Source organism: Catellatospora sp. KI3, from assembly GCF_029948125.1.
GTDB lineage: Bacteria > Actinomycetota > Actinomycetes > Mycobacteriales > Micromonosporaceae > Catellatospora.
In genome coordinates, this window is the sequence record NZ_JASAMB010000006.1 from 90,151 (window position 1) to 114,575 (window position 24,425).

A 24,425-nucleotide genomic window follows, 5' to 3' on the forward strand; every position below is an offset into this window, starting at 1 on the left:
GGGGTGCATAGAGCAATCTGAATCGATTTGCCCTATTTGCGGAGAAAGTCATTGCGTCAGCTTTTGTTCGGCGGCGCAGGTGACGGGCTCGTGTGAGCTGCGACCCATTCCTTCACCTTGTCGTTGGCGACCGCCTGGTAGAGCTCGATCGCCTTGGCGCGGTCGGAGACCACGACGCTCTCCCCGTTGACCATCTGGCTGCCCAGGTGAGGGCTGGTCATGAAGGTCAGGTCCTGGCTGCGGATGCCGCGGAACTGCACCGCCATGTCGACCAGGTGGAAGTCGTTGTCCACGGTGACCGCGCTGGTCATCGCCTCCAGGAAGCCGTGCAGCTTGCTGGGGTTGGTCAGGGTGCCGCCGCTGGCCGCCTTGTCCAGCAGGGCCTTGAGCAGTTGCTGCTGGTGGCGCATCCGGGCGAAGTCGCCGTCGGGGAACTGCTTGCGCTGCCGTGCGTAGTCGAGCGCCTCCTCGCCGTTGAGGTGCATCGTGCCCTTGGTGAAGACGCGCTTCGGCTTGTGGATCGAGGTGATCGTGCGCTCGATGTCCATGTCGACGCCGCCCAGCGCGTCGACCACGTCCTTGAAGCCGCCGAAGTCGATCAGCATGACGTGGTCCATCCGCACCGAGGTGAAGCACTCGACCGTCTTGACCAGCAGCGGCATGCCGCCCCAGGCGTACGCGGCGTTGATCTTCGCCTTGCGGTTGCCGCACTCGGCGTCGGTGGCCTGGTGCGGGATGTACACGTGCAGGTCGCGCGGCATGGAGATGAGGTACGCGCGGTCCTGGCTGGCCGGCACGTGCATCAGGATGATCGTGTCGGTGCGCCACTCGCCGCCCCGGTCGGTGGGCGCGTCCGGGTCGCGCGAGTCGCTGCCCACCAGCAGGATGTTCATCGCCCCGTCGGCCTTCTTGGCCGGGCGGCCGCCGGTCAGCGCCGAGAACGGGTCGGTGCGGGACAGGTCGCCCTCGACACTCTTGGCGTACAGCCACGCCCCGCCCAGGCCGAGGCCGCCGCAGAGCGCCAGCGCGACGAGGGCCACCAGGGCGATCCGGCCCCAGCGCGGCCTGACCTTCTTCTTGGCCGAGCCGTACGTGCTGCCCGCGGCCGCCACCGGCACCCGGGCCGAACCCGACCGCCCGCGCCCGGCCGCCGAGGCACCCGGCCGCGACGGACCGGAGGGCCGCGAAGACGCCGAGCCGCGCGCCGGGACGGAGGCCATGCCGCGCGGGGTCCCCTCGTTCCAGGGCCGCGACGTGCCCTTGCGGTCACTGCCGCCGGTCACGCGCGGAGTGCCCTCGGGCGGGGTCGAGCCGCCCACGGAGGCCCGGCCCACCGAGGCGCGGCCGCTCGGGCGCTGCGGAGGCCGGCCCGCGTCGTCCTGGGGCGCGGCGTCCTCGGGCTGGTCGGGCGTATCCGTAGACATGAGAACCAGCCTACGAGGCGGTTGCGACAACGCCAGGAAGCAGCGGCCTGTGGCGTGCCCAGCTCAGCGGCGGTACGCGCGGGTTTTGCCCCGATGTTGATCGTGAGCAGAATTCACGACAGTGTCGCGTACCTGCCACGGTGGTGCAGCAGCGGCGGGTCGGCCGGGCCGAGCGTGATCTCGACCAGCGTCGCCTCCACCAGCAGCCCCCACCCGAACGGCCGGGCCCCGTCCAGCCGGCACCCGACCCAGGTCGCCGACCCCGCCGGGACCGGCCCGTACGCCGTCTCCTGCCAGGGCTCCTGCCGGAACAGGCCGCCGGGCGCCGGCATCAGCCCGGCGAACCGGTCGGCCAGCTGCCGGTTCGCGGGTCCCAGCGGCGTCACCGCGAACACGCCCGCGGCCTCGATCGCGGGCCACAGCTCCGACTCGTCGTCGACCAGGCCGAGCAGGCGGCCCGGCTCCCCGTCCGCGACCAGGCTGGACGACACCGTCAGCCCGGCCGGGCCGGGCGCCGTCCACAGGCTCACGGTCATCGCGAAGCGACCCCGGAGCCGGCGCACAGGGTTGCGCGCCGACTCCGGGGTCGCGAACGGATCACTGTCGTGGATCACTTGGCTCGCCGGTGACCGCTCAGGTCCAGGCCAGCATGGCCGCCTCGGGGTCGGTGAGGAAGGCGCCGATGTCCCGCAGGAACTTCGAGCCCAGCTCGCCGTCGACGATGCGGTGGTCGAAGGACAGCCCCAGCGTGGTGATCTGGCGCAGCTTCACCTTGCCCTTGTGCGCCCACGGCTGCTCCCGTACGACGCCGAAGGCCAGGATCGCCGTCTCGCCCGGGGGCAGGATCGGCGTGCCGGTGTCGACGCCGAAGACGCCCACGTTCGTGACGGTGAACGTGCCGCCGGTCATCGCCGACGGCGGCGTCTTGCCCGACTTCGCCACGTTGACCAGGTCGGTCATCGCCTCGGCGAGCTCGCGTAGGGACAGCCGGCCCGCGTCGGCGATGTTCGGCACGATCAGGCCGCGCTCGGTCGCCGCTGCGATGCCCAGGTTCACGTAGTCCTTGACCACGATCTCCTGCGCCGCCTCGTCCCAGGTCGAGTTGACCATCGGGTGCCGCTTCGCGGCCAGCAGCACGGCCTTCGCGACCAGCAGCAGCGGCGAGACGCGGACGTCACGCCACTCGCGGTCGGCCTTGAGCCGCTCCAGCGCCTTCATCGACCGGGTCATGTCGACCGTGAGGAACTCGGTCACGTGGGGGGCGGTGAAGGCCGAGGCGACCATGTTGGCCGCGGTCAGCTTCCGTACCCCCTTGATCGGGATCCGGGTCTCGCGCGCACCCGGCACCGACGGCACGGCCGCGACCAGCGCGGGAGCCGACTGCGCGGACTGCACGTCGTCGCGGGTGATCGAGCCCTGCGGCCCGGTGCCCGTGATCGTGGCCAGGTCGACGCCGAGCTGGCGGGCCAGCATCCGCACCGGCGGCTTGGCCAGCACGCCACCGGCCTTGTGCACGCCGTTGACCGGGGCCGGGGCCGCCGGGGCGGGCTTCGGGGCGACCGGAGCCGGGGCGGGCGCGACCGGAGCCGCGGCCGCCGGGGCGGGCGCCGGGGCGTCGGTCTTGCGGGCCCGGCGGGTGGCCGGACCGCTGCGCGGACCGTACCCGACCAGCACCGCGGTACGTCCGCTGGCGGTCGTCTCGCCGATCAGGCCGCCGGTGGCGACCTCCTCGGCCTTGGCGGCCGCGCCCTGGCTCATGTCGTCGGCCGGGGCCGACGGGCCGCCGGTGTCGATGGAGATGATCGGCGAACCGACCTCCACCACGGCACCCTCGGGGTGGAAGATCTTCACGACCGTGCCGGCCCACTTCGCCGGGATCTCGACCGCGGCCTTGGCGGTCTCCACCTCGACGATGGGCTGGTTCAGCTCGATGACGTCGCCCTCGGCGACGAGCCACTTGAGGATCTCGCCCTCGGTCAGACCCTCACCGAGGTCGGGCAGCGGGAACTGGTTGACAGCCATGAGCGCCCCCTCACCAGCCGAACGAGCGGTCGACGGCGTCGAGCACGCGGTCCAGGTCAGGCAGGAACTCCTCCTCCACCCGGGAGGCCGGGTAGGGGATGTCGTAGCCGGTCACCCGCAGCACCGGAGCCTCCAGGGAGTAGAAGCACTCCTCGGAGATGCGGGCCGCGAGCTCGGCGCCCATGCCCAGGTTGCCCGCCGCCTCGTGCACGACCACGGCGCGGCCGGTCCGGCGGACCGAGTCGTATACCGGGGCCATGTCCAGCGGGGACAGCGAGCGCAGGTCGATGACCTCCAGGTTGCGGCCGTCCTCGGCCGCCGCGGTGGCGGCGTCCAGGGCGGTGCGGACCATCGGGCCGTACGCGAGCACGGTGGCGTCGGTGCCCGGGCGCACCACGCGGGAGGCGTGCAGCGGGAACGCCGACGACAGCGTCGCCGAGGTGTCCACCTCGCCCTTCTCCCAGTAGCGCCGCTTGGGCTCGAAGAAGACGATCGGGTCGTCGCTGGCCACGGCCTGCTGGATCATCCAGTACGCGTCGGACGGGTTGCTGCACGCCACGACCTTGAGGCCGGCGGTGTGCGCGAAGTACGCCTCGGGCGACTCGGAGTGGTGCTCGACCGCGCCGATGCCGCCGCCGAACGGGATCCGGATGACCATGGGCAGCTTGACCTTGCCCTGGGACCGGTAGTGCAGCTTGGCCACCTGGCAGACGATCTGGTCGTACGCCGGGTAGACGAAGCCGTCGAACTGGATCTCCACGACGGGGCGGTAGCCGCGCAGGGCCAGGCCGATCGCCGTACCCACGATGCCGGCCTCGGCCAGCGGCGTGTCGATGACCCGCTCGTCGCCGAAGTCCTTCTGCAGGCCGTCGGTGATGCGGAAGACGCCGCCGAGCTTGCCGACGTCCTCGCCCATGATGAGGACCTTGCTGTCGTCCTCCATGGCGCGGCGCAGACCCAGGTTGAGGGCCTTGCCAAGGGTGAGCGTCTCCATGTCAGTGGCTCCCCTCGAACGAGGCGTGGTAGGCCTGGAACTGCTTCTTCTGCGCGTCCACCAGCGGCGAGCCGTTGGGGTAGACGTGGTCGAACATGGTCGCCGGATCCGGGTCGGGCATGGACAGCACCCGCTCGCGCAGCGCCACCGCCTCGACCTTGGCCCGCTCGTCGACCTGGGCGAAGAACGCCTCGTCGGCCAGGCCCTGCTTCTCCAGCAGCAGGCGCATCCGGATGACCGGGTCCTTGGCCTGCCACGCCTCGACCTCGCTGGCCACGCGGTAGCGCGTCGGGTCGTCGGAGGTGGTGTGCGCGCCCATGCGGTACGTGTATGCCTCGATCAGGGTCGGGCCCTGGCCGTGGCGCGCGTTGTCCAGCGCTGCGCGGGTCACCGCGTACGTCGCGAGCACGTCGTTGCCGTCCACCCGGATGCCGGGGAAGCCGAAGCCGGCCGCGCGCTGGTACAGCGGGATGCGGGTCTGGCGCTCCAGCGGCTCGGAGATCGCGTACTGGTTGTTCTGGCAGAAGAACACGATCGGGGCGTGGTAGACGCTGCCGAAGATGAACGCCTCGTTGACGTCGCCCTGGCTGGTCGCGCCGTCGCCGAAGAAGGCGATGACGGCCTCGCTGGTCTCGTCGTCGTCGCCGACCTTGCCGTCCTTGGCGATGCCCATGGCGTAGCCGGTCGCGTGCAGCGTCTGCGCGCCGATCACGATCGTGTACGTGTTGAACCGGTTGGCCACCGGGTCCCAACCGCCCTGGTCCACGCCCCGGAACAGGCCCAGCGGCATGATCGGGTCGATGTTGCGGCAGTAGAGGACGCCGTGCTCCCGGTAGGTCGGGAAGGCCATGTCCTGCGGGCGCAGCGCCCGGCCGGAGCCGACCTGCGCCGCCTCCTGGCCCAGCAGGCTGGCCCAGATGCCGAGCTCACCCTGGCGCTGCAGCGCGGTCGCCTCGGCGTCGAGCTTGCGGACCGTGACCAGGTCGCGGTAGAGACCGCGCAGCTCGTCATCGGTGAAGTCGACGGAGTACTCGGGGTGCTCGACTCGCTCGCCCTCAGGGGTGAGGAGCTGTACGAACTCCGGCTCGGGGGGGCCCGAGCGCTTGCCGCCGCGGCGCGGGGCCGCGCGCTCGACTCTGGTCATCCGTGTCTCCCTGTCAGTGGTGCGTCGGCGGCGGGGTGTGCTGCCGCGCATCGGTCGGCGCCACGTCACGCTCCTCGTGGGGCGAAGACGCCTGGCTACGGCAGATTCACGAGCCCGGGGTACATGGAGACCACGGCCACGCTGCCGCCTGGCCCCCATACTGCCGTATTCGTGGCGGCAGTCACAGGCCGGGCAGGTGATATTGGCAACCCGCAGCTGAAAAACAGGGGCCGGAGAATGCCCCAAATAACCGGATCATGGCTGTCAATCGGTCATTCTGTGCTAATTCCCCCCGTGCCCCGAGGAGCACAGCGATGTCCGACGACAGCTTCCTGGACCGTGTCTTCGGTCCTCCACCGCAGGTGGCGGCCATGAACACGGCCGCACCACCAGCCCCGCCGGAGTCACCGCCCGCGGCACCGCGCCGCCGACGGCGGGCCGCACTCACGTCCCGCCGCTACGCGCTGCTCGTGGCCGCGATGGTCGGGCTGACCGCGCTGCCCACCTGGATCGTGCTGCGCGCCGGAATGGACGGGCTCGACCCCGACTTCGGCGCCCGCCTGGCCGGGCCGGTGCGCGCGTTCACCGTCCCCGGCGAGCCGCAGCGGCTGCTGCCGGAGTACCCCCAGCAGCGGCCGACGCGCCCCGCGCCGCAGTCCGATCCGGTCACCGGACGGCCCGCCGGACCGCTGGTCATCGCGGCGGGGCCGCCGCGCGAGGTCAACGGCGCCGAGCCGGTGCTGGAGCGCCGCCGTACGGCCAAGCCGCCCGCGCCGCGCCCGGTCTGGCACCCCGCCAAGCCCGCCAAGCCCGCGAAACCCGGCCGGCCTACCGGCCCGGTCGGCCGCCCCGGCGGCGACCACGCGGGCCCGCGCAACTGCCCGCCCCACCACCGCCCCGGCTCCCGCCCAGGCCACGGTCACGGCCGTGGCCCAGGCCACGGTCACGGTCACGCCCCGGGCCACGGTCACGGGCACGGACCAGGTCACGGTCGGGGTTCGCGGCCGGGCCACGGGCAGGGTTCCTGGACCCCCGGTGACCCGATCCACCTCAAGCACCCGAAGGTCAAACACCCCGGGGCCGGGCACCTCAAGGTCGAACGGCCGAAGGTCAAGCACCCCAGGGTCAAGCGGCCGCACTCGCGGCACGTCGGCCACGGGCACGGCTGACGCCGCGCAAGGTCAACTGAATTGCCGGGCAATCGGGCGTATCCGAGGTGCTGATACGCCCGATTGCCCGGCAACTTGAACTATCTTGAAACCCCGCCTGGCCCGGTCGGGGTGTGGCGGGTCAGGACAGGGTGGTGCGGGCGCGTTCGTACGACGCCAGCACGCGCCGCACCGGCTCCACGACGTACCGCAGCGCGACCTTGTCGATCTCGGCTCGGCGCAGCGTCTCGCCGCGGGCGTCGGCGCGCTTCTTGCCACCCGGCAGCCACATCCGGCGGGGGCGCTGCGCGTCGGCCGAGGCCAGCGCCTGCCCGAGCGCGGCGGGCAGCTCGGCCAGCCGCGACACCGAGGCCCGGCGCACCGCCTCCGGCCACGGGCCGGACAGCCCCACCGACGCACTCGCCGAGTAGGCCTGGATCGCCTGCTCGATGCGGGCCGCGTCGGTCCCCGCCGACACGAGGCCGCGCACCAGCGGCGCCACCGACGGCGGGCTTGCCGGGGCGCCGACCAGCTTGCCCAGGTCGGCCAGGGCCACGTTCAGGTCGCGGTCGATCGACTCCCGCACGATGGCGCCCGAGGCGATCATCGGCTCCAGCACGGCGCGCAGGTGCGCCACGCCCTGGTGCCCCCCGGCCGCCTGCTCGGTGGTGAACGGGCTGGGCTTCGGCTTGACCGGCTTGTGCTTGGTGACGGGCAGCACCGGCACCGTGGCGGTGGCCGAGGTGGCCACCAGCGGCACTTCGGTGAGGCCGCCCTCGTCGAGCAGCTGGCGCAGGTCGGCGCCGACCTTGGGCAGCTGGGCCGGCTGCAGCCGGTCGGTCTGGTTGAGCGCCACGACCAGGCCGGACCGCTGGCTGGCGAGCTGGCGGAGGTAGCCCTCGTGCACGAGCTGGTCGGCGTACTTCTGCGGGTCGCAGATCCAGACCACCACGTCGACCAGGTGCAGCAGGCGGTCGACCTCGACCCGGTGCCGGGGCTCCATCGAGTCCACGTCCGGCAGGTCGAGCAGGATCATGCCGCGCAGGCCGACCTCGTCGTTGGCGTCCAGCGCCGACTCGCGGGTGAACCGCCGCCGCGCGGAGACGCCGAGCCAGTCGAGCAGCTCGTCGGCCTGGCTGAGGCTGCCCCACACGCAGGCGTACGGCTCGGAGGTGGTGGGTCGCAGGATGCCCGCAGGCGACCGGTCGATGGTCGTGAACGCGTTGAACATGCTGGACTTGCCGCTGCCCGTGGTGCCCGCCAGCGCGATCGTGGTGAAGGCGGTGGGCAGGCGCAGCCGGTCGGCCGACCGCTCGGCCACGGCTCGCGCGTACGCCAGCGCGGGCTCGTCGGGCAGGTGCTCCGAGGCCAGGTCCACGAACTGCTGGAGCCGGTCGAGCCTGGTGCCGACGGACTCACCGCTGGGGGTGGGGCTGGTCACGGATCCCTCCTCACGCTCTCTTCAGCCGACCCGGCGCCGACCCTTGACTCGGCAAGTTTCGCACTCGCTGTCTTGTGGAGGAACTCCCAGATGGGGGTGACGATCCGCTCGGCGAGCATCCCCTGCCTGTCCAGCGTCGACTCGGCGACGACGAACAGCGGCACGGGCTCGCCCAGCAGCTGGGTGAGGTGCGGCAGGATCTCGTCGGCCGAGTGGTGCGGCACCCGGTTGAGCACGACGGCCAGGTCGACCCGGCGGCGCTGCGCGGCGCGCAGGTGCCGCCACGCCTCGGCGTCAGCGTACCGGGCCGCGGTGGTCATGAAGATCCAGAGGTCGGCCTGGTCGAACAGGCTCTCGGTGAGCTCGCGGCTGCCCTGGTCGATGGAGTTGAGGTCGGGGGCGTCCACCAGCGCGAGGTTGGGCGGCAGCGCCGGGGACGCGATCGGGTGCAGGTCGTGCCGGGGCGCGCTGGCCCAGCTGCGGGTATGGCAGACGAGGACGGGACGGCGGGTGGTGGGGCGCAGGAAGCCGGTGGCGCTGACGGGCGCGCGCACCAGGCTGTTCACCAGGGTCGACTTGCCCGCACCGGTGGGGCCGCCGACGATCGCGAGCAGCGGCCCAACCGCCCCAGCGCTCGGGAGGGGGCCGTGGGGGCCCGGTCCGGCGGGCGCAGAGTGGTCATACACAGCAGAAGCCTAAGCGGAAAAGGGACACCTCACCAGGACAGCGTCGAAGTTGAGTGTGACCCACTCAACCACGCGCTTGACACTGCGCGCTCCCGTGTCAGTATTGAGCCATCCGGACTCAACTTGACTCCGGGCAGTGTGGATCTTGGAGGAACACGAACATGGCACGTGCGGTCGGCATCGACCTGGGTACGACCAACTCCTGTATGGCCGTGCTCGAGGGTGGCGAACCCACCGTCATCGCGAACGCCGAGGGCTCCCGCACGACGCCCTCGATCGTGGCGTTCGCCAAGAACGGTGAGGTGCTCGTAGGTGAGGTGGCCAAGCGCCAGGCCGTCACCAACCCGGACCGGACCATCCGCTCGGTGAAGCGCGAGGTCGGCACGAACTGGTCCGTCGACATCGACGGAAAGAAGTACACGCCGCAGGAGATCTCCGCGCGCGTGCTGCAGAAGCTCAAGCGCGACGCCGAGGCCTACCTGGGCGAGACCGTCACCGACGTCGTCATCACCGTCCCGGCGTACTTCAACGACGCCCAGCGGACCGCGACGAAGGAGGCCGGTGAGATCGCCGGCTTCAACGTGCTGCGCATCGTCAACGAGCCCACCGCCGCCGCGCTGGCGTACGGGCTGGACAAGGGCAGCAAGGAGCAGACCGTCCTGGTCTTCGACCTCGGCGGCGGCACCTTCGACGTGTCCCTGCTGGAGCTCGCCGACGGCGTCGTGGAGGTCAAGTCGACCTCCGGCGACAACCACCTCGGTGGCGACGACTGGGACGAGCGCATCATCGAGCACCTGGTGAAGACGTTCCGCGGGCAGTACGGCGTGGACCTGTCCGCCGACAAGATGGCCATGCAGCGCCTCAAGGAGGCCGCCGAGAAGGCCAAGATCGAGCTGTCGGCCGCCAACACCACCGGCATCAACCTGCCCTACATCACCGCCGGCGCCGAGGGCCCGCTGCACCTGGACGTGACCCTGACCCGGGCCGAGTTCCAGCGCATGACCCAGGACCTGCTGGACCGCTGCAAGGGCCCGTTCGAGTCGGCCATCCGCGACGCGGGCATCAAGCTCGCCGACATCGAGCACGTGATCCTGGTCGGCGGCTCCACCCGCATGCCCGCCGTGACCGAGCTGGTCAAGCAGCTCACCGGCAAGGAGCCGAACAAGGGCGTCAACCCGGACGAGGTCGTGGCCGTCGGTGCCGCGCTGCAGGCCGGCGTGCTCAAGGGCGAGGTCAAGGACGTCCTGCTGCTGGACGTGACCCCGCTGAGCCTTGGCATCGAGACCAAGGGCGGCATCATGCACAAGCTGGTCGAGCGCAACACCACCATCCCGACCAAGCGGTCCGAGGTGTACACCACCGCCGACGACAACCAGCCGTCCGTGCTCATCCAGGTTTTCCAGGGCGAGCGCGACATGGCGGCGTACAACAAGAAGCTCGGCACGTTCGAGCTGACCGGCATCGCGCCCGCCCCGCGCGGCGTGCCGAAGATCGAGGTCACCTTCGACATCGACGCCAACGGCATCGTGCACGTCAGCGCGAAGGACCTCGGCACCGGCAAGGAGCAGTCGATGACCATCACCGGCGGCTCGTCGCTGCCGAAGGAGGACATCGAGCGGATGCGCCGCGACGCCGAGGAGCACGCGGAGGAGGACCGCCGCCGCCGCGAGGAGGCCGAGACCCGCAACGTGGCCGAGGCGCTGCAGTGGCAGACGGAGAAGTTCCTCGCCGAGAGCGGCGAGAAGCTGCCCGCCGACGCCCGCGAGAGCATCAACGAGGCCCTGACCGACCTGCGCAGCGCGCTGGCCGGCAGCGACATCGAGCGCATCAAGTCCGCGCACGAGAAGCTGGCCCAGGTCTCGCAGGCGGCCGGCTCCGCCCTGTACGGGCAGGCCGGTGCCGGCAACGCCGCAGGTGCGGGCACCGACGCGCCGACCGGCGCGCGGGCCGGCGATGACGACGTCGTCGATGCGGAGATCATCGACGACGAGGGCAAGAAGTGACCGGAGCACAGGACTCGCCCGCGGCCGACGAGCAGTCGGCCGCGGGCGAGGGCATCGTCATCAGGAACAAGCGCAAGATCACCCCGAGCGGAGCGACCATGTCCGAGCAGCCGGAGACCCCGGCCGCCCCGGCGGCGGCCGACCCCGTGCAGGAAGCCCCTGCCCAGGCCACCACCCCTGAACAGCCCGAGGCGGCAGCCGTGCCCGGCGACGGGCCGGAGGCCGCGGAGACCGTCGACGCCCAGGCGGCCGAGCCCGCCGCGGCCGAGGAGGCCGAGGAGGTGGCGGCGGCCGAGCCGGTCGAGGGCGAGCTGGTCGAACCGGCTGAGCCCGCGGCCGAGCCGGTCGGCGGCCTCGGGGCGGAGCTGGCACAGGTCCGTACCGCGCTCGAGGAGCGCACCGCGGACCTGCAGCGGGTGACCGCCGAGTACGCCAACTACCGCAAGCGGGTGGAGCGCGACCGCACGGTCTCGGCCGAGCTCGCGACCGGCCAGGTGCTGGCGTCGCTGCTGCCGATCCTGGACGACCTGGACCGGGCCCGTGACCACGGTGACCTGTCCGGCCCGTTCGGGGCGGTGGCCGACCAGCTCAACACGGCGGTGGCGAAGTTCGGGCTGGTCGCGTTCGGCGAGAAGGGCGACGCCTTCGACCCCAACCGGCACGAGGCGGTGGCCCACCTGACCTCGGCCGACGTGACCGAGCCGACCTGCATCGACGTGATGCGCCGGGGCTACCTGCTGGGCGAGCGCCTGCTCCGCCCCGCGATGGTGGCCGTAGCCGCGCCGGAGTGACACCATGACGGAGCCCCCGCGCCCCTCCTCTTCCGGAGGCGCCGGGGGCTCCGATCACGACCTGGGGAGGGGGTAACGGATGAGCTCGAAAGACTGGCTGGAGAAGGACTTCTACGCCGTGCTCGGCGTGGCGAAGGACGCCCCCGCCGCCGAGGTGAAGAAGGCCTACCGCAGGCTCGCCCGCGAGCTGCATCCGGACCACAATCCCGGAAACGCCGCCGCGGAGGAGCGCTTCAAGGCGGTGTCGGAGGCGTACGACGTGCTGTCCGACGACAACCGCCGCCGTGAGTACGACGAGATGCGCTCGCTGTTCGAGTCCGGCGCGTTCCGCCGCAGCGCCCGGGGCGGCGCGGGCGGCCAGCACCAGTTCGACGTGTCCGACCTGTTCGGCCAGGGCGGCGGCCGCGACCAGCGGTTCGGCGGCGCCAGCTTCTCCGACCTGTTCGGATCGATCTTCTCGGGCGGGGCGGGCACCGCGCCGCGCGGCCCGGGTCGCGGGCGCGACGTCGAGGCCGAGATCTTCCTGGACTTCGCCGACGCGGTGCAGGGCACCACCCAGCCGCTGACGCTGCGCACCCTCGGCGTCTGCGAGACCTGCCACGGCGACGGCGCCAAGCCCGGCACTCGGCCGCGCACCTGCACGCACTGCAACGGCACCGGTGTGGTCAATCGCAACCAGGGCGCGTTCGGCTTCTCCGAGGCCTGCCGCGACTGCCAGGGCGTGGGCACGGTGGTGGACCAGAAGTGCCCCGAGTGCCACGGCACCGGCGGGGTCACCAAGACCCGCACGCTGACCGTGCGGATCCCGGCCGGGGTCGCCGACGGGCAGCGGATCCGGCTGGCCGGGCGCGGCGAGCCGGGCGAGCGCGGCGGTCCGCCCGGCGACCTGTACGTGCGGGCGATCGTGCGGCCCGACAACATGTTCGGCCGCAGCGGCGACGACCTCACCGTCACCATCCCGGTGACGTACGCGGAGTCGGCGCTGGGTGCCGAGGTGCGGGTGCCCACGTTGGACGGCATGGTCAAGGTGAAGGTGCCGCCGGGCACCCCGAGCGGCCGGCTGCTGCGCGTACGCGGGCGCGGTGTGCCCAAACGTGATGGCGGCACGGGCGATCTGCTGGTTACCGTGGAGATCGTGGTCCCGCAGCAGCTGTCGGAGGAGGCCCGCGAGGCCCTGCTCCGGTTCGCGGAGCTGGCTCCGCCGCTGCGGCGCGACCATCTGGAGCGGAGGTGAACGGCGTGGACGAGCAGGCCAAGGTGTTCCTGATCTCGGTCGCGGCGCAGCTGGCCGGGATGCACCCGCAGACGCTGCGGCAGTACGACCGGATGGGCCTGGTCGAGCCGGGCCGCTCGCCGGGCGGCGGCCGGCGCTACAGCATGCGCGACGTGGAGCTGCTGCGCGAGATCCAGCGGCTGAGCCAGGAGGACGGCGTCAACCTGGCCGGAGTCAAGCGGATCATCGACCTGGAGCGGATGGCGCTGGAGCTGCGCGAGCAGCTGATCCAGGCGCAGGAGCAGCTGGCGTACGCGCAGCAGCGGCTGGCGCAGCTGGAGACCATCTCCGCGTTCCCGCGCACCGAGCTGCTGCCGTCGACGCGCACCTCGACCGCGCTGGTGGTGTGGCGGCCGCGTTCGTCGGAAGGCTGAGCCCGGCCGGGCTCAGCCCGGTATCCTCGTTGTGGGACGAGTCCGATTTATCGGACGTCCCGGAGGGGGTACCGATGGGCATTATGGACAAGGCCAAGGACGCGCTCGGGATCACCGATGACAAGGTCGATCAGCTTGGTGACAAGGCCAAGGGCGCCGTCGACTCCGCTGGCGACAAAGTCGACGACGCTACGGGCGGCAAGTTCAAGGACCAGGTCGACAAGGGCCAGGACACGGCCAAGGACGCGATCGACAAGATGACGTCGTAGCTGCTGCGACGGCATGCGGAATCGTTCGTGCCGCAGTACGGAGAGCTCCCCCGGGCGGTGGCCCAGCGGAGCTCTTCGACGTCTGTGCCGGTGTTACTGCAGGCGGCGCGAGTGCCGCACCAGACCGCCCTCGCACCAGTCGTGGTACTCGAACAGGTGCGGGCGGGCCAGCAGCACCCGCGTGTTGTGCGACCAGGTCGCCATCAGCTCGTCGCCCTCCTCCTCGGCCTCTTCCACCAGCTTGCGCAGCTTGCGGCGGGGGTGGGCCTTGAAGCCGGTGCGGATCGCGTCGGCGGCGTAGATGTACAGGCAGTGCAGGGCGAAGCGGCGGGCCGGGCAGCTGGTGTCCATGGCCACGTCGAACAGCGTGCCGACGAGGCGGTCGCCGGAGACCAGCAGGTCCCAGTCCGGCGGCAGGGAGCTCAGCGGAACCGAATCAGGCGAGTACGCCCAGGTCCGAAGCTCGTTCGCAGTCGGGTCGACCGGGTTGGCGAAACCGCGGAAGACAGCCGGGGGAGCGCTCATCTTGTCCTCCGGTGAGTGAAGGGCGCGGCAGATTGCCAGCGGCGCTGCTGCGGCGACACGCTAGCCTGCCTGCCCAGGTCAAGGGAAGGTTCACGCAGACACTTTCATCAACCTGTTACTCACCGCTACGTCGACGACGCGGTACGGGAACCGCGCCCGAACCCGGTGACTCGTCTGGGCATGACCACCATCCCGCGCGCGCTGCTGCTCGCCGCCGCCGTCCTCACGGCGGCCGCGGCCTGCACTCCTGCCGGCTCCGCCACGCCCGGTCCCACCTCGTCGGGCTCCCCACCGGTCGCCGCCGCCCCCGGCGCGGTCCGCGTCGTCGACGTCACCGCCAAGGTCGCCATTCCGGACCGGTTCGACACCCCCTGGTTCGAGTTCAGCGACGCCCAGCACGGATACGCCCTGGTCACCTGGTGCCAGACCGACGGGTACGACTGCGCCGCGCGCCTGCTGGCCACCGCCGACGGCGGCCGGTCCTGGCAGCAGCGGCGGCTGCCGGTCGACCGGGCCAAGAACATCCAGCTGTACGAGAGCACCCCGCAGCGGGTGATCGTGTGGACCGACCCCGAGGGCTACCGCGCCTCCGCCGACGGCGGCCTGACCTACGGCCCGGCCACCCCGACCGTGCCCCGCGACCACGCGGGCGCCCGGGCCCGCTACGGACTGGAGTACCCGGCCAACGGCGACGCGGTGCTGCTGGAGTACCGCACCGGTCGGCAGCTCAAGGTGCCGAGCGGCTTCCCGCCCGGCACCGCCCGGGTCGCCCCCGACGACACGATCTGGGTGACCAACCTGGTGAGCAAGCCCCGGACCACCGCACGCAGCACGGACGGCGGCGCCACCTGGCAGACCCTGCCCGTGCCGGACCAGCCCGGCCGCCCGCTGTTCATGCTGCAGGTGCTCGTCTCGGCCGACGGCCGCGACACCTGGCTGGTCGGCGACCAGGAGCCGCCGGACCTCGGCGGCGGCACCGCGCTGCTGCGCGGCTCGGTGCTCAAGCAGACCGGCCTGCCGCTGGTGTGGCGCCTGGACGGCGCGGACTGGGTGCCGGTGCCGATCACCGGCGTCGACGAGCAGCTGAGCCAGTCCTACGCGGTGGCCCCGGCCGGGGCCGGGCTGCTGGCCCTCGGCGGCCCGGAGGCCGGGCTCTACCTGGGGCGGGACGGAATCGTCCGGGTGCCGGGCACGCCCCGGCTGGACTGGGTGAGCACCCTGCCGGACGGAACCCTGCGCGGTTCCAGCGGCTCGGGCGGGGTCCTGCTCGGCGTCGGCAGCGGCGCGAACCGGGAGTGGCGCGTGCTCTCGATCATCGCCGGAGGTTGATGCGCGCTGGTGGCGCCGGGGTGACCGGCGCCACCCCAGGCATGTGCTCCCGCCACGCTGGCAACAATAAGTTGAGCGCGCTAGGCTCAACTTTGTTCGCCGAAGAGGGAGCGTATGGACACTCAGCGCCTGACCACCAAGAGCCGCGAGGTCATCACCGACGCCGCGGCCACCGCCCAGCAGCGCGGCCACGCCACCGTGGAGCCGTGGCACCTGCTGCTGTCCCTGCTGGACACCGGCGGCTCCACCGCCCAGGGCCTGCTGCGCGCCGTCGGGGCCAACCCGGCCGACGTGCGCCGCGCCGCCGCCCGCGCGGTCGAGCAGCTGCCCAGCGCCCGCGGCACCTCGGTGGCCGAGCCGAGCCTGGCCCGCGAACTCGTCAACGCCATCAACTCGGCCGAGCAGATCGCCCGCCCGCTCGGCGACGAGTACGTCTCCACCGAGCACCTGCTCGCCGGACTGGCCCGGGTCGGCGGCGCCGTCGGCATCGCCCTCAAGCAGGCCGGGGCCACCGAGGAGGCGCTGGTCGCGGCGTTCCCGCAGATCCGCGGCGGCGACCGCCGGGTGACCACCCCCGACCCCGAGCAGCAGTACCAGGCCCTGGAGAAGTACGGCGTGGACCTGACCGCGCGGGCGCGCGACGGCAAGGTCGACCCCGTGATCGGCCGCGACGCCGAGATCCGCCGCGTGATTCAGGTGCTCAGCCGCCGTACCAAGAACAATCCGGTGCTGATCGGCGAGCCCGGTGTCGGCAAGACCGCGATCGTCGAGGGCCTGGCCCAGCGCATCGTGGCCGGCGACGTGCCCGAGTCGCTGCGCGACAAGAAGCTGGTCAGCCTGGACCTCGGCGCGATGGTCGCCGGCGCGCAGTACCGGGGCCAGTTCGAGGAGCGGCTCAAGAGCGTGCTGGAGGAGATCAAGTCCAGCGACGGCCAGGTCATCACGTTCCTGGACGAGCTGCACACGGTCGTCGGCGCGGGCAAGGGCGAGGGCTCGATGGACGCGGGCAACATGCTCAAGCCCATGCTGGCCCGCGGCGAGCTGCGCATGGTCGGCGCCACCACGCTGGACGAGTACCGCGAGCACATCGAGAAGGACCCGGCGCTGGAGCGGCGCTTCCAGCCGGTGGTGGTCGGCGAGCCGACCGTCACCGACACGATCGGCATCCTGCGCGGGCTCAAGGAGCGCTACGAGGTGCACCACGGCGTGCGCATCACCGACGGCGCCCTGGTCGCCGCCGCCGCGCTGTCCGACCGGTACATCGCCGACCGGTTCCTGCCCGACAAGGCGATCGACCTGGTGGACGAGGCCGCCTCGCGGCTGCGCATGGAGATCGACTCCCGGCCGACCGAGGTCGACGAGATCGAGCGGCAGGTGCGGCGCCTGGAGATCGAGGAGATGGCGCTGGCCAAGGAGCCCGACCCGGCCTCGGCCGAGCGGCTGGAGAAGCTGCGCGCCGAGCTGGCCGACAAGCGCGAGCACCTGGCCGCCCTGTCCGACCGGTGGCGCAACGAGAAGCAGCACATCCAGGCCATCTCCGACGCCAAGGAGCAGCTGGAGGAGCTGCGCACGCAGGCCGACCGGGCCGAGCGCGACGGCGACCTCGGCCGCGCCTCCGAGCTGCGCTACGGCCGCATCCCGGGCCTGGAGCGCGAGGTCGAGCGCGCCCAGGGCGAGCTGGCCGCGCTGCAGACCAACGGCGCCATGCTCAAGGAGGAGGTCGGCGCCGACGACATCGCCGAGGTCGTGGCCGCCTGGACCGGCATCCCGGCCGGGCGCCTGATGGAGGGCGAGACCGCCAAGCTGCTGCGGATGGAGGAGTCGCTGGGCTCCCGGGTGATCGGGCAGGCCGAGGCGGTCGCCGCGGTCTCCGACGCGGTCCGCCGGGCCCGCGCGGGCGTGGCCGACCCGGACCGCCCCACCGGCTCGTTCCTGTTCCTCGGCCCGACCGGCGTCGGCAAGACCGAGCTGGGCAAGGCGCTGGCCGAGTTCCTCTTCGACGACGAGCGCGCCATGGTCCGCATCGACATGAGCGAGTACGCCGAGAAGCACTCCGTGGCCCGGCTCGTCGGCGCCCCGCCAGGCTACGTCGGGTACGAGGAGGGCGGGCAGCTGACCGAGGCGGTGCGGCGGCGGCCGTACTCGGTGGTGCTGCTGGACGAGGTGGAGAAGGCGCACCCGGACGTCTTCGACGTGCTGCTGCAGGTGCTCGACGACGGCCGCCTCACCGACGGCCAGGGCCGCACGGTCGACTTCCGCAACGCGATCCTGATCCTGACCTCGAACCTCGGCTCGCACATCATCGCCGACCCGACCCTCGGCGAGGAGCAGCGCCGCGACGCGGTGATGGCCGTGGTCCGCACCCACTTCAAGCCGGAGTTCCTGAACCGGCTCGACGACATCGTGGTCTTCCACGCCCTCACCCAGGAGGAGCTGACCTACATCGTCGACATCCAGCTGGGCCGGCTGCGCCGCCGCCTGGCCGACCGGCGGTTGGCGCTGGAGGTCTCCGACGCCGCCCGCCAGTGGCTGGCCGGCCACGGCTACGACCCGATCTACGGCGCCCGTCCGCTGCGCCGCCTGGTCCAGTCCGCCATCGGCGACAAGCTGGCCAAGGCGCTGCTCTCCGGCGAGATCCGCGACGGCGACACCGTGCGCATCGACCGCTCCGGCGACACGCTCACCCTCGCCTGACCGCAAGGAAGGGCCCCTTCTTATCGCATTGCGAGGTAGAAGGGGCCCTTCTTATCGGGGCTCATCCTGCGGGTGGAGGCGGGATCGGCCCAGGGGAGCAGGCACGGGTGGTCGCGGGCCGTTACGGTGGCGGGCATGTCGTACACGCCAACCCCTCCGAGCGGCTACACCGTCCCGCCCGCGCCCGGCGCGCGGCCCGGCTCGGTCACGGTCTCCGCCATGCTGCTCCATCTCGTCGCCGCCCTGCTCGTGATCAACGCGGCGATCCAGGTCTATGCCGCCACCCAGATTCCCACCGGCCTGATCGAGGACATCTACCGGGACGCCGGTGCGGACGCGGAGATGGCGTCGTCGTTCGGCAGCATCGTCGCGGTCTTCTCCTACCTCGGCGCCGCCGTCTACGTGCTGGTCGCGATCACGTTCGTGGTGCTGGGCCTGTTCACGGGCAAGGGCAAGCAGTGGGCCCGGATCACCGCGTGGGTCTTCAGCGGCCTGGGCATCTGCTGCTACGGCTGCAACATCGCCAGCGCCGGGGCCAACGGCATGCTCTCCGGCATGAGCGGGCAGAACACCAGCGGCATCGACCAGGCCGAGATCACCAGCCGGCTCGCCGAGGTCACCCCGGCCTGGGTGACGCCGGTGTCGACGGTGCTGGCCGTGGTCGGCCTGCTGGCGCTGATCGCCGTGGCGGTGCTGCTCGCGCTGCCGCCGTCGAACGGCTTCTTCCGCAAGCCCGCCCCGGAGTGGGTCCCGCCGACCTACCCGACGGTCTGACCTCGCGGCACACGGGAGGCGCGCGCCGCCTCCCGTGTACGCGGTATCGCCATTCAAGCCCCAAAAACCCTCGAAGCCGGTAATTTCCGATCTGGAGCGGCAGTCCGGTCGCCGGTATCGGGGGTTTGTCCATGTCCACAGCAGCGCCCACGCCCGAGCAACCCGCCAACCCCGTGCCTCCGGCACACCCGGCGCACGTCCACCCGTCGCGCGTACGCCCGCTGGTCGTGCAGATCGCCGCGGCCATCCTCGCCCTGCTCGGCCTGCTGGCCCTGGCCACGGGCATCATCCAGCTCGCCGCCATCCCCGGTGTGATCAACCGGTTCAAGGTACGGGCGGCGGTGGAAGGCGTCTCGGGGCAGAACGTCCTGAGCCTGTCCAACGGCATCAAGGGCACCCTGATCGGCACCGCGCTGCTGTACTTCATCGTGGCGCTGGTGCTGTTCGCCCTGGCCTGGGGGGTGTGGCAGGGCAACCGGGTCGCCCGCATCCTGACCTGGGTGGTGTGCGGGCTCGGCATCATCGTCGCCTGCTGCAGCCTCTCCAGCGCCGCCAGCCTCGGCACGAACAACGTCACGCTGCAGGGCGGCGACCCGGAGATGGCCCAGGCGGCGCAGTCGCTGCTGAAATCCTTCCCGGCTTGGTGGGCCGGGCTCACCGGGGTCTCCTCAGTGGCGCAGGCGCTGGGCTACATTGCCACTGCGGTGCTGCTGGCGCTGCCCGCGGCGAACGTCTTCTTCAACCGGGACCGGCCCGCGACGCTGCCGCCGGCCGCCACGCCCCCTCCCGTGTCACCGCCGACCAACGCCTGAGGTGAGCGCCGATGTCCTCCGCCAACAGCACCGCCGAGCTGCCCGTGACCGAGGCCGAACCGGCCCCTGAGCCGCAGGCCGCGGGCGGGCCCCGCACCGCGGTCGTCACCGGCGCCACCGCTGGGATCGGGCGCGCGTTCGCGGTGCGCCTGGCCTCCGACGGCTGGGATCTGGTGCTCGTGGCCCGGGACGAGGTCCGGCTGGCGGAATTCACCGAGGCGCTCACCCGCACCTACGGCATCCGGGCCGGTTTCATCGCGGCGGATCTGGCCACCGCGGCCGGATGCGAGCTGGTGGAGGCGCGTCTGCGGGACACCTCGAAGCCGGTGGAACTGCTGGTCAACAACGCCGGGCTGTCGCTGAACACACCGTTCCTGCAATCCACTGTGGAGAAGGAACTGCATCTGCTCGCGGTCAACGTCGAGGCGGTGATGCGGCTGACGCTCGCGGTGCTGCCGGGAATGGTGGCGCGCCGCCGCGGGGATGTCATCAACGTCTCATCCGTGGCCGGGTTCGGCGCGGCGATGCCCGGCAGCACCTATCCGGCGAGTAAGGCTTGGGTCACCAATTTCAGTGAATCGGTGGCCCTTTCGGTGGCGCATCACGGCGTCCGGGTGTTGGCGCTGTGCCCCGGTTTCACGCGTACGGAATTCCACGACCGGGCCGGTATCAACATGACGAAGACCCCGGACTGGATGTGGCTGCAAGCGCCTGAAGTCGTCTCGGACGCGCTGCGTGACCTGCGGCGGGGCCGCACTGTGAGCGTGCCGAACTGGAAGTACAAAGTCGTGGTGAGCTTCATGCGGCACAGCCCGACTCGCCTACTGCGCCGCCTTGCCCGAGGTGCCCGGGTGCGTACCGGACGCGACACGGAAGGGCGATAGTTGCCGCAGCAAGTACACCCCCGGATCACGCTCCCAGGATCGGGAGGTAGTGTGCCACCCATGTCCGACCGCGACGACTTGCGTAAATTCATCACTGATCTCGCGGTGGTGCGAGGAAAGGTCACTCTTTCCTCGGGCCTCGAAGCGGATTACTACGTGGACCTGCGCCGGATCACGCTGCACCATGCCGCTGCGCCCCTGGTCGGGCGGGTGCTCAATGAGCTCACCGCCGACTGGGATTACGACGCGGTGGGTGGGCTGACCCTGGGTGCGGATCCGGTCGCCGCCGCCATGCTGCACACCTCGGCGCGTCCGCTGGACGCTTTCGTGGTGCGCAAGGCGGGTAAGGCGCACGGGTTGCAGCGCCGTATCGAAGGGCCGGACGTATCCGGTCGCCGGGTGCTCGCTGTCGAGGACACTTCGACTACAGGCAGTAGTGTTCTCGCCGCGATTGATGCACTGCGGGAGGCGGGTGCCGAGGTCATCGGTGTTGCGGTTATTGTCGATCGAGGCGCGGGCGATACGGTGCGTGCTGCCGGACTGTCGTACCGGGCCGCCTATACGTTGGCGGACCTTGGCCTGTCGGCCTAACGGAACTCCGATCCGTACCTGCTAATATGTAGGTGGATCGATGCTGGTTTGGAAGGAAGATACACGTGGGTACAGCTCTGGTGGAAACCCCGCTGCCTCAGATCTCGCCGCTCGCCGGCGAGCCGATTGAACGTGCCGACGCCGAGCGACTCGCCGGTGTGCTCAAGGCGCTCGCTGACCCGGCCCGGCTCCGGCTGCTCAGCCTCATCCAGTCCGCCCCCGAGGGCGAGGCGTGCGTCTGTGACCTGACCGCTCCGCTGGGCCTGTCCCAGCCCACGGTCAGCCACCACCTGCGCATCCTCACCGAGGCGGGCCTGCTGAACCGTGACAAGCGTGGTGTGTGGGCCTACTACAGCCTGGTGCCGTCGGCCATCGCCACGGTCGCCGAGCTGCTGACCCCGCCCCGCAAGCGAGCCACCAAGAAGGCTCGCTGACGCTGGGCCCGACGGCCTGCTCGCGCCGCGAGGTGCGCTCTCCATCGCGGAGAGTGCGCCCCGCGGCGCTTTGCGTATGCCCGAATCACCGTCGATATATCGCAATGCACCTGGCCGACTACCTTCGGTCAAACTTGCCGTCAGCACGTTACAGCAGGCCGCAGTACCTCTAAGCTGACGCGAAGTTTCGGCGTGCTGCCGCCGCGGTAACCCCCGCCGCCGGCCCGGCGCCGCCGCATCCACTGGGAGTAACCCATGTCTGGACGTCATATCCGTCGTGGCTGGGGTGAACCTGAGGCACCCCCGCGCCGCCGCGGCCTGTTCGCGCGCCGCGCCGTACGGATACCAGTGATCATCATCGGTGCGCTGTCGCTCTGCGGTGTCGCCACGGTAGTGCTCAAGTCGGTCAGCGCCGACGCCGACGGCTGCGGCAGCGGGGGTATCAACCTCACCGTCGCCGCCGACCCCTCCGTCGCCCCCGCCGTCACCGAGATCGCGGCGCGCTGGGCCACCACCAACCCCGTCGTCGGCCAGGACTGCGTCCGGGTCGACGTCATCTCCAAGCCCGCCTACGACCTGGCCAACTCGCTGGGCACGTGGGCCGGCGGGCAGGTCGATGTGGCCGACCAGCCCGCGCCGACCCCCGAGGACGACGACCTGCCCGTGGTCTGGATCCCCGACTCGTCGTACTGGCTGGGCCGGGTGCGCGCGGTCGACCGCGACATCTTCGAGGCCGAGGCGCCCTCGCTGGCGACCAGCCCGATCGTGCTGGCCGTGCCGGAGACCGCGGCCCGCCAGCTCTCCGCGCAGCTGGCCAAGGGGGTCGACCCGGCCATGCTCAAGGGCCTGCTCTTCGGCGAGCACTCGGCGCTGAAGCTGGGCGTCGTCGAGCCGCGCCGCGACACCGCCGGGATGGTCGGCGCGATGATGCTGGCCCAGGCCGTGGTCGCCTCGGAAGCCGACCTGCCCGCGCTGGTGCAGGCGTTCCGCGGCGTCGGCGGGCCGGTCGCCGACACCGGCGAGCTGTGGAAGCAGTTCGGGAAGGGCATGAACGGGGCGCCGGTCAGCGAGCAGGCCGTGGTGGCCTTCAACGCGACCGGCCCGTCCGCGCCGATGGCGGCCGTGAACCTCGCCGGCGCGCCGACGCTCGACTTCCCGTACGCCGTGCGTGCCCGCCAGCCGCGGCCGGTGGTGGCCGCGGCGGCCCTGTTCCGGGCGGCGCTGACCAGCGGCGACTACGCGGGGATCTTCGCCAAGCGGGGGCTGCGCAAGCCGGACGGCACCGCCTCGACCGGTTTCCCGGTCGGCCACGGCGTCACCTCCTCCAGCGTGTTCGTGCAGCCGCTCACCGACATGAACCAGGTCCGCAGCGTGCTGACGGTCTGGATCGCGGCCAAGACGCCGTCGCGGGTCATCGCGCTGGTCGACGTGACCTCCTCGATGAACCGGACCATGACCGGCAACGGCAACACCGCCCCGCGGATGCAGGTGATGCGCTCGGCGGCCGCCGACGGCCTGAAGCTGTTCACCGACGACAGCGAGGTCGGCCTGTGGGCCTTCGCGGGCCCCGGGCACCAGCCGGTGGTGCCCCTGGCCAAGCTGTCGAAGTCGCAGCGGGACCTGCTCAACGGCGCCGTGAACACGGCGCAGCCGACGTTCACCGACGCGTGCCCGCTGTACAAGGCGATCATCGACGGCTACCGGGCGATGGTGCAGGGCTACGACCCGATGCGCAGCAACACGCTGGTGATCTTCACCGATGGCAAGGACAACACCGGGATGCAGCTGCGGGCCATGCAGAAGGAGCTGGAGAAGCTGGCCGACGTGACCCGTCCGGTGCGGGTGGTGCTGCTGGGTCTCGGCCCGGACGTGAAGCTGTCCGACCTCCAGGCGATCGCCTCCACCACCGGTGGCGCCGCGTTCCAGGTCAGCGACCCGAAGCAGATGCGGGCCATCTTCCTCAAGGCGCTGCTGGCCTGAGGTCGTACCCGCGAAAAAAGATCGCCGTCCCGGACCTGCCCGGGACGGCGATCTTTTTTCGCTCCGATCAGAGGGCGGAGACCTTCTCGGCGTGGTTCGGGGTCTCGCCGCCGCGGCGCTTGGCGCGGCGCTCGCGGATGACCTCGACGGCGATCGGGATCAGCGAGATCGCGACGATGAGCAGCACCAGCGGGATGATGTACCGGTCGATCTTGTCGGCGCCGCCGATCAGGTCGATGATCCGGTTGGCCAGCAGGTAGCCCAGCAGCAGGATGCCGTCCACCCACAGGATCGCGCCGACGACGTTCCAGAGCAGGAACTGGCGCGCCGGCATGCCGAGCACGCCCGCGACCGGGTTCATGAAGGTGCGCACGATCGGCATGAAGCGGGCCAGCACGATGGCGCGGCGGGGGCCGAACTTCTGGAAGTAGTGCTCCGCCTTGGCCACGTACTCCTGCTTGAACAGGCGGGAGTCGGGCTTGTTGAACATGCGGCGGCCGTACTTCGCGCCGAGCCAGTGGCCGAGCTGCGCACCGATGATCGCGCACAGCGGGCCCAGCACGAGCAGCCACCCGATCGGCAGCGAGAGGTCGTACTCGGTCATCACGCCGGCGGCGATCATGCCGGCGACGAAGAGGAGCGAGTCGCCCGGGAGGAAGAAGCCGACCATCAGGCCGGTCTCGGCGAAGAGGATGAAGCACACCCCGAACAGCGCGGCCGGGCCGAACAAGCGCAGCCAGTCGGTCGGGTCAAGCACGTCGAAGGTGGCGGACGCGAGGGGGTCCCCGGCCAGGGTCTGCAGAGTGTCGACTACGGTCACGCCGCTAAAGACT

23 protein-coding genes are annotated in these 24,425 nt (G+C 71.5%); 14 read left to right on the forward strand and 9 right to left on the reverse strand.

What is annotated here, in order from left to right; all coding sequences use genetic code 11:
• Window positions 1-56 precede the first annotated feature (56 nt).
• The 5 genes from QEZ54_RS12230 to pdhA all read right to left on the reverse strand — a co-directional run bounded on the left by QEZ54_RS12230 (window position 57) and on the right by pdhA (window position 5,584).
• Window positions 57-1,424 carry an LCP family protein gene (locus QEZ54_RS12230; RefSeq protein WP_281304678.1) on the reverse strand — a complete coding sequence of 456 codons (1,368 nt, stop codon included), beginning with the start codon at window positions 1,422-1,424 and terminating at the stop codon, window positions 57-59.
• Window positions 1,425-1,537: 113 nt separating this feature from the next.
• Window positions 1,538-2,038, reverse strand: a complete 501-nt coding sequence (locus QEZ54_RS12235; RefSeq protein ID WP_281304679.1) for a flavin reductase family protein — start codon at window positions 2,036-2,038, stop codon at window positions 1,538-1,540.
• A gap of 19 nt (window positions 2,039-2,057) precedes the next feature.
• Window positions 2,058-3,446, reverse strand: coding sequence for a dihydrolipoamide acetyltransferase family protein (locus QEZ54_RS12240; protein ID WP_281304680.1), 1,389 nt, complete (start codon window positions 3,444-3,446; stop codon window positions 2,058-2,060).
• Window positions 3,447-3,456: 10 nt separating this feature from the next.
• Window positions 3,457-4,440, reverse strand: coding sequence for an alpha-ketoacid dehydrogenase subunit beta (locus tag QEZ54_RS12245; RefSeq protein ID WP_281304681.1), 984 nt, complete (start codon window positions 4,438-4,440; stop codon window positions 3,457-3,459).
• 1 nt (window position 4,441) lies between these two features.
• Complete coding sequence (gene pdhA / locus QEZ54_RS12250) at window positions 4,442-5,584, reverse strand: pyruvate dehydrogenase (acetyl-transferring) E1 component subunit alpha (RefSeq protein WP_281304682.1); 1,143 nt, start codon at window positions 5,582-5,584, stop codon at window positions 4,442-4,444.
• Between the two features lie 314 nt (window positions 5,585-5,898).
• On the opposite strand from pdhA, the gene QEZ54_RS12255 reads away from it, so the two are divergent.
• Window positions 5,899-6,753 carry a hypothetical protein gene (locus QEZ54_RS12255; protein ID WP_281304683.1) on the forward strand — a complete coding sequence of 285 codons (855 nt, stop codon included), beginning with the start codon at window positions 5,899-5,901 and terminating at the stop codon, window positions 6,751-6,753.
• 121 nt (window positions 6,754-6,874) lie between these two features.
• Here QEZ54_RS12255 and QEZ54_RS12260 read toward each other — a convergent pair whose 3' ends face one another.
• On the reverse strand, window positions 6,875-8,173 hold the full coding sequence (locus tag QEZ54_RS12260; protein ID WP_281304684.1) for a hypothetical protein: 1,299 nt from the start codon (window positions 8,171-8,173) through the stop codon (window positions 6,875-6,877).
• A complete protein-coding gene (locus QEZ54_RS12265) occupies window positions 8,170-8,859 on the reverse strand; it encodes a GTPase domain-containing protein (RefSeq protein ID WP_281304685.1) in 690 nt (229 codons plus the stop codon). The genes QEZ54_RS12260 and QEZ54_RS12265 overlap by 4 nt, the downstream gene beginning before the upstream one ends.
• Window positions 8,860-9,020: 161 nt before the next feature.
• On the opposite strand from QEZ54_RS12265, the gene dnaK reads away from it, so the two are divergent.
• From dnaK to QEZ54_RS12290, 5 genes are all read left to right on the forward strand, one after another.
• On the forward strand, window positions 9,021-10,862 hold the full coding sequence (gene dnaK / locus QEZ54_RS12270; RefSeq protein WP_281304686.1) for a molecular chaperone DnaK: 1,842 nt from the start codon (window positions 9,021-9,023) through the stop codon (window positions 10,860-10,862).
• A gap of 98 nt (window positions 10,863-10,960) precedes the next feature.
• A complete protein-coding gene (gene grpE / locus QEZ54_RS12275) occupies window positions 10,961-11,653 on the forward strand; it encodes a nucleotide exchange factor GrpE (RefSeq protein ID WP_281304891.1) in 693 nt (230 codons plus the stop codon).
• A gap of 79 nt (window positions 11,654-11,732) precedes the next feature.
• Window positions 11,733-12,887 (forward strand): molecular chaperone DnaJ, encoded by a 1,155-nt coding sequence (gene dnaJ / locus QEZ54_RS12280; RefSeq protein WP_281304687.1) that lies wholly within the window; start codon window positions 11,733-11,735, stop codon window positions 12,885-12,887.
• A gap of 5 nt (window positions 12,888-12,892) precedes the next feature.
• Window positions 12,893-13,300 (forward strand): helix-turn-helix transcriptional regulator, encoded by a 408-nt coding sequence (locus tag QEZ54_RS12285; RefSeq protein ID WP_281304892.1) that lies wholly within the window; start codon window positions 12,893-12,895, stop codon window positions 13,298-13,300.
• 74 nt (window positions 13,301-13,374) lie between these two features.
• Window positions 13,375-13,569: an antitoxin gene (locus QEZ54_RS12290; protein WP_281304688.1), complete on the forward strand. Its 195-nt coding sequence runs from the start codon at window positions 13,375-13,377 to the stop codon at window positions 13,567-13,569.
• A 93-nt stretch (window positions 13,570-13,662) separates the two neighbouring features.
• Here the strand turns inward: QEZ54_RS12290 and QEZ54_RS12295 are convergent, their stop codons facing one another.
• The gene (locus QEZ54_RS12295; RefSeq protein WP_281304689.1) at window positions 13,663-14,094 is read right to left on the reverse strand and encodes a hypothetical protein; all 432 of its coding nucleotides are present in this window, start codon (window positions 14,092-14,094) and stop codon (window positions 13,663-13,665) included.
• A gap of 180 nt (window positions 14,095-14,274) precedes the next feature.
• Between QEZ54_RS12295 and QEZ54_RS12300 the strand changes: the two genes are divergently transcribed.
• The 8 genes from QEZ54_RS12300 (at window position 14,275) to QEZ54_RS12335 (ending at window position 23,592) form a co-directional block, all read left to right on the forward strand.
• Window positions 14,275-15,423 (forward strand): hypothetical protein, encoded by a 1,149-nt coding sequence (locus QEZ54_RS12300; protein WP_281304690.1) that lies wholly within the window; start codon window positions 14,275-14,277, stop codon window positions 15,421-15,423.
• Between the two features lie 114 nt (window positions 15,424-15,537).
• A complete protein-coding gene (gene clpB, locus QEZ54_RS12305) occupies window positions 15,538-18,117 on the forward strand; it encodes an ATP-dependent chaperone ClpB (RefSeq protein WP_281304691.1) in 2,580 nt (859 codons plus the stop codon).
• Between the two features lie 135 nt (window positions 18,118-18,252).
• Window positions 18,253-18,891, forward strand: a complete 639-nt coding sequence (locus QEZ54_RS12310; protein ID WP_281304692.1) for a hypothetical protein — start codon at window positions 18,253-18,255, stop codon at window positions 18,889-18,891.
• Window positions 18,892-19,022: 131 nt separating this feature from the next.
• Window positions 19,023-19,703 carry a hypothetical protein gene (locus QEZ54_RS12315; RefSeq protein WP_281304693.1) on the forward strand — a complete coding sequence of 227 codons (681 nt, stop codon included), beginning with the start codon at window positions 19,023-19,025 and terminating at the stop codon, window positions 19,701-19,703.
• A gap of 11 nt (window positions 19,704-19,714) precedes the next feature.
• Window positions 19,715-20,587 (forward strand): SDR family oxidoreductase, encoded by an 873-nt coding sequence (locus tag QEZ54_RS12320; protein ID WP_281304694.1) that lies wholly within the window; start codon window positions 19,715-19,717, stop codon window positions 20,585-20,587.
• Window positions 20,588-20,647: 60 nt separating this feature from the next.
• Window positions 20,648-21,178, forward strand: a complete 531-nt coding sequence (gene pyrE, locus QEZ54_RS12325) for an orotate phosphoribosyltransferase (protein ID WP_281304695.1) — start codon at window positions 20,648-20,650, stop codon at window positions 21,176-21,178.
• A 92-nt stretch (window positions 21,179-21,270) separates the two neighbouring features.
• Window positions 21,271-21,612, forward strand: coding sequence for a metalloregulator ArsR/SmtB family transcription factor (locus QEZ54_RS12330; RefSeq protein ID WP_217397374.1), 342 nt, complete (start codon window positions 21,271-21,273; stop codon window positions 21,610-21,612).
• 348 nt (window positions 21,613-21,960) lie between these two features.
• Window positions 21,961-23,592, forward strand: a complete 1,632-nt coding sequence (locus tag QEZ54_RS12335; RefSeq protein WP_281304696.1) for a substrate-binding domain-containing protein — start codon at window positions 21,961-21,963, stop codon at window positions 23,590-23,592.
• Window positions 23,593-23,659: 67 nt separating this feature from the next.
• Here QEZ54_RS12335 and QEZ54_RS12340 read toward each other — a convergent pair whose 3' ends face one another.
• Window positions 23,660-24,412 (reverse strand): VTT domain-containing protein, encoded by a 753-nt coding sequence (locus QEZ54_RS12340; protein WP_281304697.1) that lies wholly within the window; start codon window positions 24,410-24,412, stop codon window positions 23,660-23,662.
• Between the last annotated feature and the right edge of the window lie 13 nt (window positions 24,413-24,425).

Bases quoted from the DNA above. Each gene is read 5' to 3' on its own strand.
- QEZ54_RS12230 (WP_281304678.1), bottom strand. From the start codon at position 1,424: ATGTCTACGGATACGCCCGACCAGCCCGAGGACGCCGCGCCCCAGGAC.
- QEZ54_RS12240 (WP_281304680.1), bottom strand. From the start codon at position 3,446: ATGGCTGTCAACCAGTTCCCGCTGCCCGACCTCGGTGAGGGTCTGACC.
- QEZ54_RS12245 (WP_281304681.1), bottom strand. From the start codon at position 4,440: ATGGAGACGCTCACCCTTGGCAAGGCCCTCAACCTGGGTCTGCGCCGC.
- pdhA (WP_281304682.1), bottom strand. From the start codon at position 5,584: ATGACCAGAGTCGAGCGCGCGGCCCCGCGCCGCGGCGGCAAGCGCTCG.
- QEZ54_RS12255 (WP_281304683.1), top strand. From the start codon at position 5,899: ATGTCCGACGACAGCTTCCTGGACCGTGTCTTCGGTCCTCCACCGCAG.
- dnaK (WP_281304686.1), top strand. From the start codon at position 9,021: ATGGCACGTGCGGTCGGCATCGACCTGGGTACGACCAACTCCTGTATG.
- grpE (WP_281304891.1), top strand. From the start codon at position 10,961: ATGTCCGAGCAGCCGGAGACCCCGGCCGCCCCGGCGGCGGCCGACCCC.
- dnaJ (WP_281304687.1), top strand. From the start codon at position 11,733: ATGAGCTCGAAAGACTGGCTGGAGAAGGACTTCTACGCCGTGCTCGGC.
- QEZ54_RS12290 (WP_281304688.1), top strand. From the start codon at position 13,375: ATGGGCATTATGGACAAGGCCAAGGACGCGCTCGGGATCACCGATGAC.
- QEZ54_RS12295 (WP_281304689.1), bottom strand. From the start codon at position 14,094: ATGAGCGCTCCCCCGGCTGTCTTCCGCGGTTTCGCCAACCCGGTCGAC.
- QEZ54_RS12300 (WP_281304690.1), top strand. From the start codon at position 14,275: ATGACCACCATCCCGCGCGCGCTGCTGCTCGCCGCCGCCGTCCTCACG.
- clpB (WP_281304691.1), top strand. From the start codon at position 15,538: ATGGACACTCAGCGCCTGACCACCAAGAGCCGCGAGGTCATCACCGAC.
- QEZ54_RS12310 (WP_281304692.1), top strand. From the start codon at position 18,253: ATGTCGTACACGCCAACCCCTCCGAGCGGCTACACCGTCCCGCCCGCG.
- QEZ54_RS12315 (WP_281304693.1), top strand. From the start codon at position 19,023: ATGTCCACAGCAGCGCCCACGCCCGAGCAACCCGCCAACCCCGTGCCT.
- QEZ54_RS12320 (WP_281304694.1), top strand. From the start codon at position 19,715: ATGTCCTCCGCCAACAGCACCGCCGAGCTGCCCGTGACCGAGGCCGAA.
- pyrE (WP_281304695.1), top strand. From the start codon at position 20,648: ATGTCCGACCGCGACGACTTGCGTAAATTCATCACTGATCTCGCGGTG.